Origin of the sequence: Xenorhabdus entomophaga (genome assembly GCF_037996725.1) — a bacterium.
In the GTDB taxonomy this organism is placed as follows: domain Bacteria; phylum Pseudomonadota; class Gammaproteobacteria; order Enterobacterales; family Enterobacteriaceae; genus Xenorhabdus; species Xenorhabdus khoisanae.
This window is the reverse complement of record NZ_JBBMXH010000020.1, coordinates 1-18,668: the sequence shown is the minus strand read 5'-3', so window position 1 is coordinate 18,668 and position 18,668 is coordinate 1. Positions and strand designations below refer to the sequence as shown.

Genomic DNA, 18,668 nt, shown 5'->3' with positions numbered 1-18,668 from the left:
CATGATCCACCATTGATCTTCAATACGGTAGCCAATCATTTGGCTACCGTATTTTTTCGCTTCCCTTCCCTTGTTGCCTTTTCCATTTTGCCTGTTACTCTTTTTTCCCATGCATATATAAAGAATGGATTTCAGAGACACGTGCTTCAACAGCTATATATTTCAAGAAATATGTATTTTATGAAATATATAACGAGTAATGATAGTCTAAACCAGATTTAAGAGGATGTAATGCCAATTGACCATAAAAACAGGGAACAATCCGGTATAGGGAGAATCCCCACCCCATTAGCGAAAGGGCTACATGGCAGTAAAAAAGCGCTTTCCGTGACGATTCGCATTGGCAACGCTATCCGCCGTATTCCTTTTATTGCCCACTTAATCCGGGCGGCACAACGCTTCAACGATCGCATGGGTAGCCAGTTTGGTGCTGCAATTACCTACTTTTCCTTTCTCTCCCTGATTCCGATCCTGATGCTCTCTTTTGCCGTTGCAGGTTTTGTACTGGCATCCAACCCGGACTTGCTGGCACGCTTAATCAATGGCATCGCCAGTAGCATCAGTGATCCCTCCCTCGCCAACACGCTAAAAAACAGTGTAGACACTGCGGTCAACCAGAGAACAACTGTCGGCCTGACTGGTTTGGCAATCGCCCTCTATTCGGGTCTGAACTGGGTGGGAAATTTGCGCGAAGCGATCCTCGCGCAATCCCGTGATATTTGGGAACGCAACCATGAAGATAAAGAGAAAATTTACTTTCAGTATATTCGCGATTTTTTCTCTTTATTCGGCCTTCTTTTTGCATTAGTGATGACACTATCGCTGACTTCCATTTCAGGCTCTGCCCAAGCCACCATCGTCCATGCCCTCGGATTGGAAGGCATAGAATGGCTCCGTCCTGCATGGACATCAATTGGCATGACTATTTCCATTTCTGCCAATTATTTGTTATTCCTATGGATACTTTGGATCCTGCCGCGCCATCGGCCTGAAAGAAAAGCGCTATTCAAAGGTACGTTAATGGCAGCCATTGGATTTGAAGTCATCAAATATATTATGACCATGATGCTGCCACGCCTTGCCAGTTCCCCTTCTGGCGCTGCTTTTGGTTCCGTCATTGGTTTAATGGCATTCTTCTATTTCTTCGCCCGGCTGACGTTGTTTTGTGCCGCGTGGATTGCGACCGCAGAAGAGAAGAAACCAGAGCAATAACCGCATATCAAAAAGCCAGACTGTTTTTTTGCTGTACCTACATTCCCGTATCAAAGTGGGAATGCTTCATCAGAAGCATTTCATAACAAATCAAAAAAGGAGTCATTTTATGCCATTTGTGAACATCAGAATTACCCGCGAAGGCGCAACCGCTGAGCAGAAACAAAAACTGATTGAAGGTGCAACCCAACTGCTGGTGGATGTACTTGGGAAAAATCCTGCCACGACTTTTGTGATCATTGACGAAGTGGAAACAGATAACTGGGGGATTGGGGGTAAGAACGTAACTGAGCTGAGGGCGGCAGCGAAAGCAGCAAAAAAGTAACAGAATGAATTAAAGGATAAGAAAGAGAATCAGCTAGTCAGTTTGATGGCTTGAATTTTATAGGCCGCAGCCTATAATAATTATAGACTGCGGCCTATAAAACAGCATTAGAATGGTAATGGAGAAGGCTACGTGTGTGGGAAATAATAACAACAGAATTATTTGGCCTATGGTTTGATGAGCAATCTAATGAGCTACAGGAAGATGTTTTGGCTGCCATGCACGTTCTGAAAATCAAAGGGCCAATGCAAGGTCGCCCGCTCGTAGATACCTTAAATGGCTCGCGATATCCAAATATGAAAGAGCTTCGAATTCAACATCGTGGTGATCCTATTCGAGCTTTTTTCGCATTTGATCCGAATCGTAATGCAATTGTACTTTGTGCTGGTAATAAAGCAGGGCAAAACCAAAAATTGTTCTATGCAGAAATGGTTAATATTGCTGATGAACAATTTAAAATTCATCTAGAGAATTTGGAGAGATGAGATGGCCACTTTAACAGAACTGATGGCAAAACGAAGTCCTGAAAGCAGAGCACGGATTAAAGAAAAAGCCGATGCTTTGCTGCTTGAAACACAACTGTACCAAATTCGTGAAGAGTTGGAACTGTCACAAACTCAAGTTGCTAAAAATTTAGGCATAGCACAGTCATCAGTTGCTGCTATTGAGCAACGTGGAAATGAATTAAAAATATCCACACTAAAAAAATACATTGAATCTATGGGCGGTGAAATGACTCTGGGTGTTAAACTGCCCGGTGGTAAGTCAATGAATTTTACTATTTAAAACAAGCGGGACCACGGTCCCACCTCATTCTATCGTAATTTCACCTGTCCCTAAGCACTTGTCGCAAGAACCCGCAAAGTAAGAGCATAGCTACAATACTGGTTTATTATTAGCCGGTGTTTTAAATAGAGTCGCGTCTCAAGGCTTCTCCGGCAATGGTCCCGGTCTCATAATCTGGTTAAAGCTATTTTTGAGCTGATTAATATCAACTGTTTCTTCGCCTTTTGGTTGCACCAGAATAAAAGAGATTTCCTGAGACAACATCTCTTTCAGTTTTTTATTCAGGATCTGTGGTGTCAGGGACGATAAAAATACCTGTCTTAATCTCTGGAATTGTTCAGGGGCGATATCTATCACATTATTTTGTTGTGACAGCAGGCGTTGGTTAATCAAGATGTCAGTATCAGTACGCGCATACATCGCAAATAGTTGCTGGAGCTGAACTTTCTTCTGGGCATAAAGTTCATCAAATTGCCCCTCCGGCAACCCATTTTCACGCAATGATGACAACTGGGAAGCCAGATAAAGCGTGGATCCCATCAGCTTGTCCGAGGAGGCATCCAGATTTAATGAGCAATTCGCACGCTGGTAAATCACCCGGCAATCCAGCCCCAACTTCATGTCATCCTGCTTTTCCTGAAGCCCGGATTGCAGATAACGGTAAAGTGCCTCACGTGCCAGATCATTCAGCCAATACTGCATCAGCGTCTGCGAATCGTTAATAGGCAGCCAATTCAGGTTCCAGGTTAAAGACAGGCGATCTTGTTTGATCTTATCACTCACTACGCCAATCGTTGCTGCTTTCAGCGGCAGCAGTGTAGGAACAGGAACCGGTGTTTGACGCTTTCCTTCCAATGGCGAAAATGTCTGGTTAATCCGTTCTGACAAGAATCGCCTGTCAACATTTCCCACAACGTACAGCGTCATCGCGTCCGGCGTGTACCACTGATGATAAAAATTTTCGACTTTCTTCACATCGACAGGCTTGGATGCCGGCATTCCGGGATCATGGTCTATCAGCGTCGAACCTTGCAACCGCATACGCCATACCGGATCCTGGACATCAGGCGGAAAAGTTGTAACAGGATATTCCTCTTCTTTCGTGGCCTGTGCCAATGTTTCCGGTATAAATACAGCACCACCAGCGATATCAGAAAGCCATATCAGCGCATCTTGCAGTAGCTCAGGGCGGTTATTCGGCAAGCTTAAGCTATAAAGGGTGAAATCGTATGAAACAATGGCAGGAGGAAAGGGGTTTTTGGTGTCAATCGCGTTATGCCAGAGGTTTTCAAGTTTTTGTGATGATAAATCTTTACTGCTGGATAAAACAACTTTCGGGATCAGGTAGGTATAACCCTGTTGATATTTTTTTTCGACCAATGAACCTGTTTTTACCAATAACCGCAACTGTATTCTGTCATTGGGCCGCTGTGGTGTTTGCAGGATTTGCCAGCTAAACCCATTTTCAAGTTTACCTTGTTGCCAGGCCGGATCGGGCTGCAAGATTTCTGCCTGAGCCAAGCAAGTCGTCGCCAGAATTGCGCCACCAATAAGATATCCGATTTTGTTGCCCTGCATTATCACTTACCCCTACCTGTTTAGTTTTATCCTTCAAAACCTGAGACAATCAGAAATATCTAGATATTATCACCAAGGATTAGACCATTATTCATCTTGTAAGGTTTCATTTTGATGGCGTTTCTGCTTATTAACCTGACGATTATAGCCTTTTACCAGTAACCCCAGCTCATCATCCTGATGGCTTTTAGGGCAAGACATAGGCTCTGGTGGCTGTTCTTCATTCAGTTCCCGCGCAATATAGCGTAGTGGATGGATAATAATGCGGTTCACACACCAGCTTATCGCCACCGTAAGAATAAGTGCGAGTAATAAATAGGTTGTCAACATTAATGCAAGTGTATTCAAAGCAAAACGGTATACTCGGTTGGAATCGACCTGCAAAATGAGATGTCCCTGAGGTTCTGCGGTTTTTGGTGAAACACCATAGACATATAGCGGGATATTGACCTCAACAGGAATGCCAAAAACCTGCTTTGCCAACTCAGGTATAGGGCGATGAGTTGCAAAGTCCAGACTCATCACCCGAACGTTATTAGGTAATACCACATCGGCCCGACCCAGAATGCCTGAGGTCTTTAGCCCAATCAACAATGCCTTCGCTTTATTGAGATCTGAGCTCAGCAGCGCTTCCGCCAAAGGAGTCTGGATGTGCACAGCCGCGTTATTAAGCTGGCTGATGTAATCATCTTTCCGCTGCTGCAATAAATGAGATAGCTGGATAGTGATGAAAATGGCAATAGTTACCAAAGTGACTCCTGTCACTGCGGCCATTTGTTTAATAGTTAACGAACGTTTGACACGCAACTTCATCTTATCCAAACCGATAATTGTGAAAAGACTGGCTAGTACACCTTAATAATGTGACTGAGTATACTTGATTTTAATTGCGGTCGTCTTATTTTGATGAATTCAAAGTAGAAAATGACCGGGATATAACGATTGTGCTCTTTCATGTACTTACATAACGTACTGCTATGTTTACACGTTATACCACGGTCAGGTCAATCAGGCGGATGGTTTTTCATCCTGTTCGACCGCGAAACACGCGATCAGTTGTTCGCCATATTGCTTTAACTTAGGCTGGAATTGGTGACATGAGCTAAATGCACGACGGCAACGGGCCGCAAACGCACACCCCGGAGGTGGGTTCATCGGACTGGGTAATTCTCCCGTCAGCTTAATACGCTCACGACGCAATTCAGGGTTCAGGCGAGGCGTTGCAGACAACAACGCCTGTGTATAAGGATGGCGCGGATTATTGAAAATCATATGCTTGCTGCCTTTTTCAACGCAGCGCCCCAAATACATGACCATCACTTCATCTGCAATATGCTCAACGACCGAAAGATCGTGGGATATAAAGACGTAAGATAAGCCCAAATCCTGCTGCAAGTCCATCATCAAGTTTAAAACCTGTGCCCTCACCGAAACATCCAGCGCAGAAACGGGTTCATCCGCAATCACAACATCAGGGTTTAACATCAACCCACGAGCAATAGCAATCCGTTGACGCTGCCCACCCGAAAACATATGGGGATAACGCGAATAATGTTCGTGCTTCAACCCCACTTTATCCATCATTTGCAAGACTTTTTCCTTGCGCTCAGATGCCGTAAGCGAGGTATTAATCTGTAGCGGTTCCTCCAGAATCTGACCAACTTTTTTACGGGGATTCAAGGAGGCATAGGGGTTTTGGAATACGATTTGGATTTTCTGGCGACGCAGCTTCTCAGCTTCTTTATTTGGCACTAATAGATCCTGCCCCAGATAATAAAGCTCCCCATCGGTCGGTTTTTCAATCATGGTCAGTAAGCGACCCAGCGTGGATTTTCCACATCCTGACTCCCCGACAACGGCCAGCGTTTTGCCTTTCTCCAGCTCAAATGAAACACCATCCAATGCCTTAACCATGCGCTCAGGTGAGAATAAGCCCGTTTTCACCGGATAATATTTCTTCAACTCAGTGGCTTTCAGCAAAGGCACTGTTGCTGTTTCCCTCACTGGATTTGCTTGTACATGGTTTTCATTTACATGATTTCCATCTACGAGGTTCTCTTCTATATAGTTTTGTTGGACACTCATACTGTCGGCCTCCCCCCATCATCCAGCGGCATATGGCATTTAACCTGACGACTCCCCACTGATTTCAATGGAGGTTCCTCCTTATGGCAATGTTCATTGGCATAAGGACAACGAGGATTGAGCAGACATCCTGTTGGGCGATCATATTTTCCGGGGACAACACCGGGCAACGATGCTAAACGGGATTTATCCACCGCAAATTCCGGCAATGCCCGCAGTAATGCCTGTGTATAAGGATGGCGCGGCGCGCGGAAGATTTCTGTTGCTTTGCCAATTTCAACTACCTGACCGGCATACATCACAATGATATGGTGAGCTGCTTCTGCGACTAACGCCAAATCATGCGTGATCAAAAGTAATGCCATGTTTTCCTGCCGCTGCAACTCCAGCAGCAATTCGATGATTTGCGCCTGAATCGTAACATCCAGTGCCGTCGTAGGTTCATCAGCAATCAGGAGCTTCGGGCGACAGGCGATAGCCATGGCTATCATCACGCGCTGGCTCATCCCGCCCGACAATTGGTGTGGATAAACCTCCAGACGGGAAGCCGGATCGGGGATACCCACTTGTGTCAATAAATCGATTGCCCGCTGATGCCGGGTTTTTCGATTACCGCCCTGATGTACTTTCAGCGCTTCCATGATCTGATAGCCGACGGTGTAGCACGGGTTAAGGCTGGTCATGGGGTCCTGAAAAATCATCGCTACTTCCGCCCCCACCAACTGGCGGCGCTCTCTTTCTGAGATTTTAGTCAGATCACGACCATCGAATTCCATTTTCTTAGCCATGACCCTGCCCGGATAATCAATCAGCCCCATAATTGCCAATGAACTGACTGACTTACCTGAACCTGATTCTCCGACAATCCCGACAACCTCTCCCTGCTCGATACTGTAGCTGATACGGTCAACGGCGCGGAAAGGCGCATCTTCATCCCCGAAGTGCACCGATAATTGGTCTACATTCAACAATGCCATTTCACAATACCCCTACTGCTTGAGCTTAGGATCGAGTGCATCACGCAACCCGTCTCCCATCAGGTTAAACGCCAGTACCGTCAATAGAATTGCCACCCCCGGAAAGGTCACAACCCACCATGCACTCTGGGCAAATTGCAAAACATCCGCCAACATGGTTCCCCATTCTGGCGTCGGTGGCTGTGCCCCCATTCCCAGAAATCCTAAGGCGGCCATATCGAGAATGGCGTTTGAAAACCCTAATGACGCCTGCACAATTAACGGTGCAAGGCAGTTTGGCAGGATATTGATGAACATCTGTCGCATGGCTCCCGCGCCAGCCACTTGAGAGGCCGTCACGTAATCGCGGTTGACTTCAACCAACACGGCTGCCCTCGTTAGGCGGATATAATGGGGCAAGGCGACAAAAGTCAGAGCCAGTGACGCATTAACAATGGATGGGCCAAAGATCGCAACCAATACTAATGCCAGCAACAGGCTTGGCAAAGCCAGCATAATATCGACGATACGCATGATAGTGGTATCCACAATACCGCCGAAATAACCCGCCAGCACTCCCAGCGTAATCCCCATCAGCAATGACATTACTACGACCAGACAGCCCACCAGCAATGAGAGCCGTGAGCCATACATCAGGCGGGATAAAATGTCGCGTCCGACATCATCGGTACCGAGGATAAAATGCCAGCTTCCACCTTCCTGCCATACCGGCGGGGTCAGTAAAGCGTCACGAAACTGTTCTGCCGGGCCGTGTGGTGCCAATATTCCCGCCAACAATGCAACCAGCAACATCAGGACAACATAGACAAGGCCAACCACTGCACCTTTATTACGTTTAAAGTAATGCCAGAACTCCTGCATCGGCGTCATCAATTTTGGCGCACCCGATACCGCTGTCTCAGTTGTTTGAGTCATCATGTGCTCCTTATTTATTATGACGAATACGCGGATTGACGACGCCATACAGCAAATCAACCACCAGGTTGACCAGAATGATCATCGTCGCAGCCAGCAATACCCCACCCTGCACCACCGGATAGTCACGACGCTGCAAAGCATCAATCAGCCAACGTCCCAATCCCGGCCACGAAAAAATAGTTTCGGTCAGAATTGCCCCCGCCAGCATAATGCCCACTTGAAGGCCGATTACCGTCACCACCGGTAACAACGCGTTACGCAACGCATGAACGACAATGACACGGATACGGCTCAAGCCTTTTGCACGAGCGGTACGGATATAATCTTCACCCAACACTTCCAACATGGAGGAACGGGTCATACGCACAATCACCGCCAACGGGATCGTCCCCAGCACAACCGCCGGCAGAACCATATGCATCACGGCATCAACAAAGTCCCCTTCTTCTCCCCAAAACAGCGTATCAATCAGCATAAATCCCGTCAGGGGATTGCTGTCATCAAGAAATACGCTGTCGCTTATTCGGCCGGAAACGGGGGTGAGATCCCACTGGACGGAAACCAACATAATCAACATGATCCCCCACCAGAAAATTGGCATGGAATAACCAGTCAGAGACAAACCAATCGCTGTGTGATCAAAAACAGAACCCCGTTTGACCGCCGCCAATACCCCGACAGGAATACCCACGGAGATGGCAAATAACATGGCACAGAATCCCAATTCGAAAGTCGCTTTAAACCGTGGAACAAATTCATCCCACACCGGAATGCGACTTTTCAGGGAAATCCCTAAATCACCATGCAGTACGCCATTGATATAATGAAGATATTGCTCCCAGAGAGGTTTATCCAACCCCATTTCTGCCATTAATTGGGCATGTCGCTCAGCAGAAATACCGCGTTCTCCCGCCATAATCAGCACGGGATCACCGGGGATCATATGCACGAAAGCAAACGTCAGCAGCGTAATACCAATAAACGTCGGGATCACTAATCCCAAACGTCGAAGGATAAATTGCAGCATATCCTGAATTCTCTTTTTAAATACCAGTTACGGCTCTTCAGGCCGCTTGGTGTGATACACGTGTTTACTTGCCCATCAGAGAAGCGAAACCATCCCCGCAGAAAAATCTGGGGGATGGTTAATCACAACAGCTCAATAGCAAGAATTATTTGAGTTCAACGTTGTAAAAGTGATGCTTACTAAAAGGATCGACCACATAACCCTTCACTTCTTTACGAATAGGTTCGTAAACTGTGGAGTGAGCAATGATCAATGCAGGTACTTGTTCATGCATAACAACCTGCGCCTGTTTATAAAGCTCCGTGCGCTTGTTGATATCGGCAGTTTCGCGTGCAGGTTGGATAATGTCCTCAAATGGCTTATTACACCATTTAGAATAGTTGGAACCTTTTTCTTTGGCTGCACAACTAAACAGGGTGCCAAAAAAGTTATCTGGATCACCATTGTCACCAGTCCACCCGATCATCATCGTCTTTGGTTCACCATCTTTGGCCCGTTTCATGTATTCGCCCCATTCATAACTTACGATCTTGGCTTTCACGCCAATTTTCGCCCAGTCAGCCTGAATCATTTCCGCCATACGACGGGCATTCGGGTTATACGGACGCTGTACTGGCATTGCCCACAAATCCGTTTCAAAACCATTCGGGAACCCGGCTTCTTTCAACAATTCCTTGGCCTTGGCAGGATCATAAGCGTAATCCTTAATGTCGTTGTTATAACTCCATATGGTCGGTGGGATCAGGTTTTTCGCTTTTTGTCCCGCCCCCTGATAAACAGCTTCAATAATGGCATCTTTATTTACTGCCATCGTCAACGCCTGACGAACTTTCTGGTTATCCATCGGTGGCTTGGTGACATTGAAAGAAAGGTAACCGACATTCAACCCTGCCTGCTCTTTTAGAACGATATCTTTATCCTGCTTCATACGGGCAATATCGGCAGGATTTGGATATGGCATCACCTGACATTCGTTTTTCTGCAATTTTGCATAACGCACAGACGCATCTGGGGTAATTGAGAATACGAGACGGTCAAGTTTCGCTGGGCCTTGCCAGTAATCCTTAAATGCTTTGTAGAGAATGCGGGAGTCTTTCTGATATTGCTGTAACTGGAACGGGCCTGTCCCGATCGGATTCAGGTCGACTTTTTCCGGTGTACCCGCCTTCATCATGATATCAGCATATTCTTTGGACAGAATCGAGGCAAAATCCATCCCGATATTGGCCAAGAAAGGGGCTTCAGGGCGGGAGAGCACAAAGCGGATGGTATAATCGTCGACTTTTTCTACTTTACTGATGATGTTACCCAGATCCATGCCAACAAAGTATTCATAGCTGCCACCTGAAACTTTATGGTAAGGATGGTTTTTATCCTTCTGACGCATGAAGGTAAAAATCACATCATCGGCATTAAAATCGCGGGTTGGTTTAAATTCTTTACTACTTTGCCATTTTACTCCCTTGCGTAAATGGAAAGTATAAATTTTGCCATCGTCGCTCACGTCCCAACGTTCAGCCAAACTTGGAATGATCTCTGTTGTACCTAATTTAAAATCCACTAAACGATTATAGATTGGTACAGAGCTAGCATCATAGGTTGTACCAGTTGTAAATAACTGCGGGTTGAAGCCTTCAGGAGAGCCTTCAGAACAGTAAACCAACGTTTTTGCCTGAATACTGGCCGTGACAGCCAATGCGACAAGGGCGACTCCCAGTTTCAATAAACTGGACTGTTTTTTTTTGGAGATTGCCATTACTTGAACTCCGTTTGTGATGTTCATTGTGTCTTAGCCAGCCCAGAGTTTTCTTCCTAAATGCTACTGTCCCAGCCCGTTTTATTGTTTTTCGTTTATCAATTAAGCAATTGTTATGCCTGACGTCAACATAATCACACATAACACCAGAAACATTAGGAAAACATAAAAGAAAAAATTTTTTAACAAAAATGGTTAAAAAATATGATGCCGTGCACATGAAATAGACAAATTCACTAAAAATGCGGTTAATGCAAAGAATTAATCTCTGGTGATTATAATTTTGAATTTGTGACCAATTACTTAAATAATGAGCAAAAAGGGTTATAAGAATGGCGGAGTAATACAACATAGTGAATCGAGACAGAAAAAATAAATATTTTTTAATTCATTCAATTCGGATGGGATTAATAACATCATTATTAAATTAACAACTTAGCACTACCGTCGTAATCACTATTTCCTGATAGGAAATCAACCATAAAAAGATTGAAATTTCATAGTTACTTAATCTAGCTTACAGCCTCAAGCAAGGAGTTTTATCATGTCGCACAGCAACCACGAACTTCTAGATGGCTAAAATAAAACTTGCTTAATACTCGGGACCATGCGTTAATAGCCCCGTCGGTTTGAAAGACAGACCTCATACAAAGCAGTTTATTAAAGCAGTTCTCATCTCCAGGCGTTATCCCAGATATCCCCTTCTTTTTGAGTTTCTCCCTTAAGCGCTAAGTAGTTTCTGTAAAACAGGCCATATTCGCCTAAAAGGCTCAATCAAAGGAAATATCACATGTCTAATAAAATGACTGGTTTAGTAAAATGGTTTAATGCAGATAAAGGTTTTGGTTTTATCTCCCCAACAGATGGTAGCAAGGATGTGTTCGTGCACTTCTCCGCTATCCAGAGTAACGACTACCGCACTCTGTTCGAAGGCCAGAAGGTCGAGTTCTCCATTGAGCAGGGCGCCAAAGGCCCAGCAGCAGCAAACGTTGTGCCTACAGCGTAAAATCGCTCCTGAATCCCTTCCTCTGCGATAACGAAGACGGCCTCCGGCCTGAGTGGACAGAATGACTGGATATCAGAATATTTTCAGAAACCGGTTGTATCCATACCGGTTTCTGAAGCAACACAAAAAGTCAGTATACCGGATAGTCATGCCGGTTTGTTTTTTCCTGATATTTTCCCAAACGGGACCTTCCTCCACTGCTGTACTGTGATGGCGTTAAACCAAGCCATGCAGCCAGTTGACGACCATTTTTAAAATCATGCCCATTACCAATCCCCGTAATCAATGCACTGCGCACTGGCTGTTGTCGGCCCTAATACAATAACCAAATTGAAGGGAATTCCTTTCATTCGCTAAACCAATTGGCATGAAAGGAAGATGCAGGATTTAAGCAATTTAAGCCACTGACATAAATGTTGGTTTCTGCTGGTAGCATCTTTTCGGAATATGGCATTTGATTAATCAATGCCCGGCTGTAAACCCAATAAGTGTGTGATTCAGTGTTTCTTTATCACAAAGAAAGAAATCACAAAAGAAAAAACCCCGCTCAAAAGAGCGGGGTTTCAGAATGCTGGTCGGCGAGAGAGGATTCGAACCTCCGACCCACTGGTCCCAAACCAGTTGCGCTACCAAGCTGCGCTACTCGCCGAAAACGAAGCGCATCTTACTGCCAGCGCAGCAAACCGTCAATACCTTTTTAAAGATAAGTGATTAGTTGATGATTATCCATCCAAAACAGACGTTTTATAGCCTATTGCACGCAGTAAAAAGCCCCGCTCTGGTTGGCGGGGCTTTGCATCAGGCGATAACACTGAACCAATAAATCAAAAATTACTGGAGCAATGAAATATCCGCTACACGCAGGAACAGATCACGCAGTTCACTTAACAGCGTCAAGCGGTTGATCCTAACCTGACTGTCTTCATCCATCACCATCACATTGTCGAAGAACGCATCCACCACTTCACGCAAAGAAGCCAATTCAACCAACGCATCCTGATAGTTGCCTTCAGCAAACAGAGGAGCCAGTTTTTCTTTCAATACGACCAGATGTGTTGCCAGTTGGATCTCTTCTGCCGCTTTCAATACGGAAGCAAGAACCGCATCATTCAACTGCTCTTCTGATTTTGCCAGAATGTTGGAAACACGTTTATTGGCAGCCGCGAGAGAAACCGCCTCATCCAGAGTACGGAAATGCGTAACTGCTTTCATGCGGGCATCAAAATCTGCCGGCTGAGTCGGACGACGCGCCAATACCGCTTGAATGGTGTCTACACTATAACCTTGCTCTTGATACCACGTGCGGAAACGACCGAGCATAAACTCAACAACATCATCCACCACTTTTTCGTTGGTCAGCTTGTCACCGTACAGGTGCACCGCTTCTTCCGTCAAAGTCTGGAGGTCGAGAGGCAGTTTTTTCTCAACGATAATGCGCAGAACACCCAATGCCGCACGACGCAGAGCAAACGGATCTTTATCCCCTTTCGGGTGCTGACCAATACCGAAGATCCCCGCCAACGTATCCATTTTGTCTGCAATGGCAACCGCACAGGCAACTCCGGTAGATGGCAATTCATCCCCAGAGAAACGTGGCTGATACTGTTCATTCAGTGCCAGTGCCACATCTTCAGCTTCTCCGTCATGACGAGCATAGTGCATCCCCATGACGCCCTGCGTATCGGTGAACTCAAACACCATGTTGGTCATCAGGTCACATTTGGACAATAAGCCCGCTCGCGTCGCATGATTGACATCAGCACCGATTTTTTCAGCAATCCAGCCAGCCAGAGCCTGAATACGATCCGTTTTGTCACGCAACGTGCCCAGTTGTTTCTGGAACAGTACAGTTTCCAAACGCGGTAGGTTATCTTCCAGACGCTGCTTACGGTCAGTCTTGAAGAAAAACTCTGCGTCTGCCAGACGTGGACGAACAACTTTTTCGTTACCTGAAATAATTTGCTGGGGATCAGAAGATTCAATATTGGTAACAAAAATAAAGTTCGCCATCAATTTGCCCGCTTTGTCATAAACCGGGAAATATTTCTGGTCGCCCTTCATGGTATAAACCAACGCTTCCGCAGGAACTTCAAGGAATTTTTCTTCGAATTTTGCGGTCAGCACGACCGGCCATTCCACCAGAGAAGTCACTTCTTCCAGCAAACTGTCACTCAGATCGGCCACCCCGCCAAGCTGCATCGCGGCTTGCTCCGCATCACGCCTGATGATCGCTTTACGGGCTTCGTAATCGGCGATAACCCGACCACGCTCCTGCAAAATAGCCGGATACTGTTCTGCATTCTCAATGGCGAATTCCGCTTCACCCATAAAACGGTGACCACGAATAATGCGATCAGATTTGATACCCAGAATTTCGCCTTCGATCACTTCGCTACCCAGCAGCAGAGTCACCGTATGCACCGGACGAACAAATTGAGTTTCTTTATCGCCCCAGCGCATTAACTTAGGAATCGGCAATTTGCTCAGAGAACTGCTCACCATATCCGCCAGCAGCTCTTTTGCCTCACGGCCTTTGACCTGAGCGCGATACAGCAGCCATTCCCCTTTGTCCGTAACCATGCGTTCAGCCTGATCAACGGTGATACCACAACCACGTGCCCAACCTTCCGCCGCTTTAGTGGGGTTGCCTTCCGCATCGAACGCCTGAGCAATCGCAGGGCCACGTTTTTCAACTTCGCGATCAGCCTGTGCCGCAGCTAGATTTTCCACTCTCAACGCCAAACGACGAGGAGCAGCAAACCAGCTAACTTCACCATGACCCAGATTGGCGTTTTTCAGTTCTGCTTCAAAATTGGCCGCAAAGGATTCAGCCAGTGAACGCAGCGCCTTTGGTGGCAGCTCTTCTGTGCCGATTTCCACAAGGAAAGTCTGTTGAGTCATGATGGCCTCTTATTTTTTGTTACACATAGGGAAGCCAAGCGCCTCACGGGAGGCATAATAAGCTTCAGCAACTGCTTTGGTCAGGGTACGGATGCGCAGGATATAGCGCTGACGTTCAGTCACAGAAATTGCTTTACGGGCATCCAGCAAGTTGAAGGTATGGCCGGCTTTTAGAATGCGCTCATAAGCCGGCAATGGCAGTGGAGTCTCCAGTGCCAGCAGTTCCTGTGCTTCTTTTTCGTACTGATCAAAGCAGGTAAACAGGAAATCGACATCGGCGTGTTCAAAGTTGTAAGTAGACTGCTCAACTTCGTTCTGGTGGTAAATGTCGCCATACGTGGTTTTACCCAGTGGGCCATCACTCCATACCAAATCGTAAACACTGTCTACGCCCTGAATGTACATCGCCAGACGTTCCAGGCCATAAGTAATCTCGCCAGTCACTGGCTTACACTCAAGACCGCCAACCTGCTGGAAGTAAGTAAACTGAGTCACTTCCATGCCGTTCAGCCAGACTTCCCAGCCCAAACCCCAAGCACCTAAGGTTGGGTTCTCCCAGTTATCTTCAACAAAACGGATATCATGAACGGTAGGATCAAGTCCCAGCTCTCTCAGGGAACCAAGATAGAGTTCCTGAATATTTTCCGGTGAGGGCTTGATGATAACCTGAAATTGATAGTAGTGCTGGAGGCGGTTCGGGTTTTCGCCGTAACGGCCGTCAGTTGGACGACGTGAAGGTTGCACATAAGCTGCTGCAATAGGTTCTGGCCCCAAAGCACGCAGACAGGTTATAGGATGAGAGGTCCCAGCGCCGACTTCCATATCCAGTGGTTGGACAATGGTACAGCCTTGACGCGCCCAGTAATCCTGTAATGTCAGGATGATTCCCTGAAAGGTTTTGGTATCAAACTTTTGCATGTTGAATCCGCACGCGATGCATATGAATTTAAACGAAAGCGATCAGTATACCCTTTGACTGTAAGATATACAGCACTGATCGCCTCTCAATTTTGCCGCAGTATAAAAAAATCTTATTCAAGCTACTTTACTTGTATATTTATCCAGTTATTATTGGTGCAATTATTAATCACCACCTGAGGAGAAGTTCGATTCATGAACAAGGAAATAATTCGCTGCGGTTGGGTTACATCTGATCCTGAATATCTGGCCTATCATGACAATGAGTGGGGTAACCCACTGAAAGATAGCAAGCAGCTTTTCGAGCTGATTTGCCTTGAAGGACAGCAGGCGGGCTTATCATGGCTTACTATCCTGAAAAAACGGAAAGGTTATAGAAAGTGCTTCCATCAGTTTGATCCCGTCAAAATAGCCAAAATGGATGACACCGATGTCGATCGGCTAATGCAAGAACCCGCTATTGTGCGTCACCGCGCCAAAATCAATGCGATTATCCATAATGCCCGTGCTTATCTGCAAATGGCCGAACAAGGTGAAGATTTCAGCACATTTATCTGGCGCTTTGTCGACGATTCTCCCCAGGTAAATCACTGGAAAACACTGGCAGACGTTCCTGTCAAGACCGTCATTTCCGACGCACTTTCCACTGATCTGAAAAAACGGGGATTTAAGTTTATTGGTAGTACTACCTGCTATGCTTTTATGCAAGCGGCAGGTCTGGTAAACGATCACCTTGTCGATTGCCTGTGCCGAAAATAAGTTTTTACGCCGGAAGTTATCAGCATACGATATATAACAACATAGGCTCTCCATAATTCCCGTTGCGCCCTAATAATGAGCGGGGTATGGTGTCTTTTTCTCATACAAAAAACAGACGCAAACACCGTTATGAAATTTTCGCAATTCGGAAACAAATTTACGCAAGATTCGGGAATTACCCGTCTGATGAATGATTTGAATCAAGGTCTGAGAACACCCGGCGCAATTATGTTAGGTGGGGGTAATCCAGCACATATTCCTGAAATGGATGAGTATTTCCAACAAATACTGGCTGATATGGCGTCGAGCGGTCAATTGAGCGAGACCCTATGCAACTATGACGGACCACAGGGGAAAAACACCCTGATAACAGCCTTGGCTCTGGAGTTACAGGAAAAACTCGGTTGGGAGATCCACCCGCAAAATATTGCCCTGACCAACGGCAGCCAAAGTGCCTTTTTCTATCTGTTCAATTTATTGGCTGGTCGCACTGAAGATGGCTCAATGAAGCGAGTTTTGTTTCCTCTTGCGCCAGAATATATCGGTTACTCTGATTCGGGTCTGGATGAAGGGCTATTTGTCGCCAATAAACCCAATATAGAACTGTTACCTAACGGTCAATTCAAATACCACGTTGATTTCGACCACCTCAATATTTCTGAAGACATCAACCTGATTTGTGTTTCCCGTCCAACTAACCCAACGGGCAACGTTATCACTGACGAAGAATTACTGCGTTTGGATGGGCTGGCTCAACAACATCAAATCCCTCTGTTGATCGACAATGCCTACGGTGTGCCATTCCCCGGTATTATCTTTAGTGAAGCGACCCCTCTGTGGAATCCCAATATCATTCTGTGCATGAGCCTGTCTAAACTTGGCCTACCGGGTTCCCGCTGCGGAATCATCATTGCCAATGAAAAAATCATCAATGCAGTCAGTAACATGAATGGTATTATCAGTCTGGCTCCGGGCGGTGTTGGACCAGCTATCGCGCTGGAAATGATTAGACGTAATGATCTGTTTCGTCTATCGCAAAATGTCATTAAACCGTTTTATAAGCAACGGGTAGACAACGTAATTGAAATCATTCGTCGCCATATATCGGAAGATCGTTGCCTTATCCATAAACCGGAAGGCGCAATATTCCTCTGGCTCTGGTTCAAAAACCTGCCAATCACGACAGAAGTGCTTTATCAACGATTGAAAAAACGAAACGTACTGATGGTGCCGGGGCATTTCTTCTTTCCGGGATTGGAACATCATTGGCCTCATGCCCATCAATGTATGCGTATGAACTATGTGCCTGACGTGGAAAAAATCGAAGAAGGTATCCGCATTCTGTCTGAAGAGATAGAAATAGCCCATAAAGAAGCAGAACACTGAATAACGCAGAAAGCAGAAATACAATAAAAAAAAAGCTCCCTCATTTAGGGGGGAGGGAGCAAGATGATAACGAGGACTTTTACCTGCGAACAGGACAGTAGTTATTAGAATCCAAAAAGAATTCTTCACACACAATTAGGAAAGGAAAACAATCCTTGTTTATATACCTTCCCTGAACTGAGTATATTTAACCAGAAAAATATTTATATAATGGCTTGAATAAGCAGGGATTTTTCACTTTAAATTACCTCTACTATCTCAAATTAAGGCCAAATTTGAATGGTCAGGCCATATTCTGTGATCTAAAGCACACTTAATGGATTAAGTAAGTATGCTTAAGTAGCTGGCATTGATTTAAGTCATAGTGCCCAGAAAATAACAGCCAAAATTTGGGGCGACATAATCCTTAAAAACATCGCCAGTGGATAAACCGTCGCATACGACAACGCAGCCGCCCCGCTGTTACTGTGAATGGCATTGGCAAAAGCCAGCGCTGGGGGATCAGTCATTGACCCTGCCAACATCCCACACAAACTAAGGTAATTCATTTTGGCAACAACGCGTGCCAGCAAGCTCACGATCAATAGGGGTACTATCGTTATCAAGACCCCATAGCCTATCCATGCCAACCCTTCTCCATGCACCAGTGTATTAATGAAATTGCCACCGGATTTCAGCCCGACAACGGCAAGAAACATGACAATCCCTAATTCACGCAGTGCCAAATTCGCGCTGGGAGGCATAAACCAATAGAGTTTACCAATCGTGCCAATACGCCCCAAAATCAGCGCAATCACCAAAGGCCCGCCCGCTAACCCAAGACGTAAGGCGGCGGGAAAACCGGGAATAAACAACGGAATGGAACCCAGCAAAATTCCCAACCCTATTCCAATAAATACGGGCAGCATCTGAACTTGCTGGAGTTAATGAGATGGTCTTCCCCACCTTGTGAACCATACTCTTTATAGAGTATTTTTTCTGGAGAGTCCATCATGCAAAACGTCACCCTTATTGGTATCGATCTCGGCAAGCAT

General features: G+C 45.9%; 16 protein-coding genes, 1 tRNA gene and 2 pseudogenes. 7 read left to right on the top strand and 12 right to left on the bottom strand.

Features of this window, described 5'->3' with window-relative positions; all coding sequences use genetic code 11:
- Nucleotides 1-231: 231 nt before the first annotated feature.
- From yhjD to AAC854_RS06280, 4 genes are all read left to right on the top strand, one after another.
- A complete protein-coding gene (yhjD, locus tag AAC854_RS06295; RefSeq protein WP_340616364.1) occupies nucleotides 232-1,212 on the top strand; it encodes an inner membrane protein YhjD in 981 nt (326 codons plus the stop codon).
- Nucleotides 1,213-1,273: 61 nt separating this feature from the next.
- Nucleotides 1,274-1,537, top strand: coding sequence for a 2-hydroxymuconate tautomerase family protein (locus tag AAC854_RS06290; RefSeq protein ID WP_072061445.1), 264 nt, complete (start codon nucleotides 1,274-1,276; stop codon nucleotides 1,535-1,537).
- A gap of 134 nt (nucleotides 1,538-1,671) precedes the next feature.
- On the top strand, nucleotides 1,672-2,022 hold the full coding sequence (locus AAC854_RS06285) for a type II toxin-antitoxin system RelE/ParE family toxin (protein WP_340616363.1): 351 nt from the start codon (nucleotides 1,672-1,674) through the stop codon (nucleotides 2,020-2,022).
- A gap of 1 nt (nucleotide 2,023) precedes the next feature.
- Complete coding sequence (locus AAC854_RS06280) at nucleotides 2,024-2,323, top strand: helix-turn-helix domain-containing protein (protein WP_273547040.1); 300 nt, start codon at nucleotides 2,024-2,026, stop codon at nucleotides 2,321-2,323.
- Between the two features lie 138 nt (nucleotides 2,324-2,461).
- On the opposite strand, the gene AAC854_RS06275 is transcribed toward AAC854_RS06280, so the two are convergent.
- From AAC854_RS06275 to dppA, 7 genes are all read right to left on the bottom strand, one after another.
- Nucleotides 2,462-3,901 (bottom strand): insulinase family protein, encoded by a 1,440-nt coding sequence (locus tag AAC854_RS06275; RefSeq protein ID WP_340616362.1) that lies wholly within the window; start codon nucleotides 3,899-3,901, stop codon nucleotides 2,462-2,464.
- 87 nt (nucleotides 3,902-3,988) lie between these two features.
- Entirely contained in the window at nucleotides 3,989-4,714 is a 726-nt protein-coding gene (locus AAC854_RS06270; protein ID WP_340616361.1) for a HAMP domain-containing protein, read from the bottom strand.
- A gap of 195 nt (nucleotides 4,715-4,909) precedes the next feature.
- Complete coding sequence (gene dppF, locus AAC854_RS06265) at nucleotides 4,910-5,986, bottom strand: dipeptide ABC transporter ATP-binding subunit DppF (RefSeq protein ID WP_340616360.1); 1,077 nt, start codon at nucleotides 5,984-5,986, stop codon at nucleotides 4,910-4,912.
- The gene (gene dppD / locus AAC854_RS06260) at nucleotides 5,983-6,963 is read right to left on the bottom strand and encodes a dipeptide ABC transporter ATP-binding protein (protein ID WP_340616359.1); all 981 of its coding nucleotides are present in this window, start codon (nucleotides 6,961-6,963) and stop codon (nucleotides 5,983-5,985) included. Before dppD ends, dppF begins: the two co-directional genes overlap by 4 nt.
- A gap of 12 nt (nucleotides 6,964-6,975) precedes the next feature.
- Complete coding sequence (gene dppC / locus AAC854_RS06255) at nucleotides 6,976-7,878, bottom strand: dipeptide ABC transporter permease DppC (protein ID WP_340616373.1); 903 nt, start codon at nucleotides 7,876-7,878, stop codon at nucleotides 6,976-6,978.
- Between the two features lie 10 nt (nucleotides 7,879-7,888).
- Nucleotides 7,889-8,908, bottom strand: coding sequence for a dipeptide ABC transporter permease DppB (gene dppB, locus AAC854_RS06250; RefSeq protein WP_340616358.1), 1,020 nt, complete (start codon nucleotides 8,906-8,908; stop codon nucleotides 7,889-7,891).
- 145 nt (nucleotides 8,909-9,053) lie between these two features.
- A complete protein-coding gene (gene dppA / locus AAC854_RS06245) occupies nucleotides 9,054-10,664 on the bottom strand; it encodes a dipeptide ABC transporter periplasmic-binding protein DppA (protein ID WP_340616357.1) in 1,611 nt (536 codons plus the stop codon).
- Between the two features lie 790 nt (nucleotides 10,665-11,454).
- Between dppA and cspG the strand changes: the two genes are divergently transcribed.
- Nucleotides 11,455-11,670, top strand: coding sequence for a cold shock protein CspG (gene cspG, locus AAC854_RS06240; protein WP_340616356.1), 216 nt, complete (start codon nucleotides 11,455-11,457; stop codon nucleotides 11,668-11,670).
- A gap of 151 nt (nucleotides 11,671-11,821) precedes the next feature.
- On the opposite strand, the pseudogene AAC854_RS06235 reads toward cspG, so the two are convergent.
- The 4 genes and pseudogenes from AAC854_RS06235 to glyQ all read right to left on the bottom strand — a co-directional run.
- Nucleotides 11,822-11,962 (bottom strand): annotated as a pseudogene (locus AAC854_RS06235) (transposase); the annotation flags it as partial.
- Nucleotides 11,963-12,242: 280 nt separating this feature from the next.
- Nucleotides 12,243-12,319 (bottom strand) — tRNA-Pro (locus tag AAC854_RS06230).
- 182 nt (nucleotides 12,320-12,501) lie between these two features.
- On the bottom strand, nucleotides 12,502-14,571 hold the full coding sequence (glyS, locus tag AAC854_RS06225; protein ID WP_340616355.1) for a glycine--tRNA ligase subunit beta: 2,070 nt from the start codon (nucleotides 14,569-14,571) through the stop codon (nucleotides 12,502-12,504).
- Nucleotides 14,572-14,580: 9 nt separating this feature from the next.
- On the bottom strand, nucleotides 14,581-15,489 hold the full coding sequence (gene glyQ / locus AAC854_RS06220; RefSeq protein WP_273547033.1) for a glycine--tRNA ligase subunit alpha: 909 nt from the start codon (nucleotides 15,487-15,489) through the stop codon (nucleotides 14,581-14,583).
- A gap of 195 nt (nucleotides 15,490-15,684) precedes the next feature.
- Here glyQ and AAC854_RS06215 point away from each other — a divergent pair, with 195 nt between their 5' ends.
- Together AAC854_RS06215 and AAC854_RS06210 are read left to right on the top strand one after the other, a co-directional pair.
- On the top strand, nucleotides 15,685-16,248 hold the full coding sequence (locus AAC854_RS06215; protein ID WP_340616354.1) for a DNA-3-methyladenine glycosylase I: 564 nt from the start codon (nucleotides 15,685-15,687) through the stop codon (nucleotides 16,246-16,248).
- A gap of 129 nt (nucleotides 16,249-16,377) precedes the next feature.
- Entirely contained in the window at nucleotides 16,378-17,634 is a 1,257-nt protein-coding gene (locus AAC854_RS06210) for a valine--pyruvate transaminase (protein WP_340616353.1), read from the top strand.
- Nucleotides 17,635-17,993: 359 nt separating this feature from the next.
- On the opposite strand, the pseudogene AAC854_RS06205 reads toward AAC854_RS06210, so the two are convergent.
- Nucleotides 17,994-18,557, bottom strand: a pseudogene (locus tag AAC854_RS06205) (aspartate-alanine antiporter-like transporter); the annotation flags it as partial.
- Nucleotides 18,558-18,668: the final 111 nt, after the last annotated feature.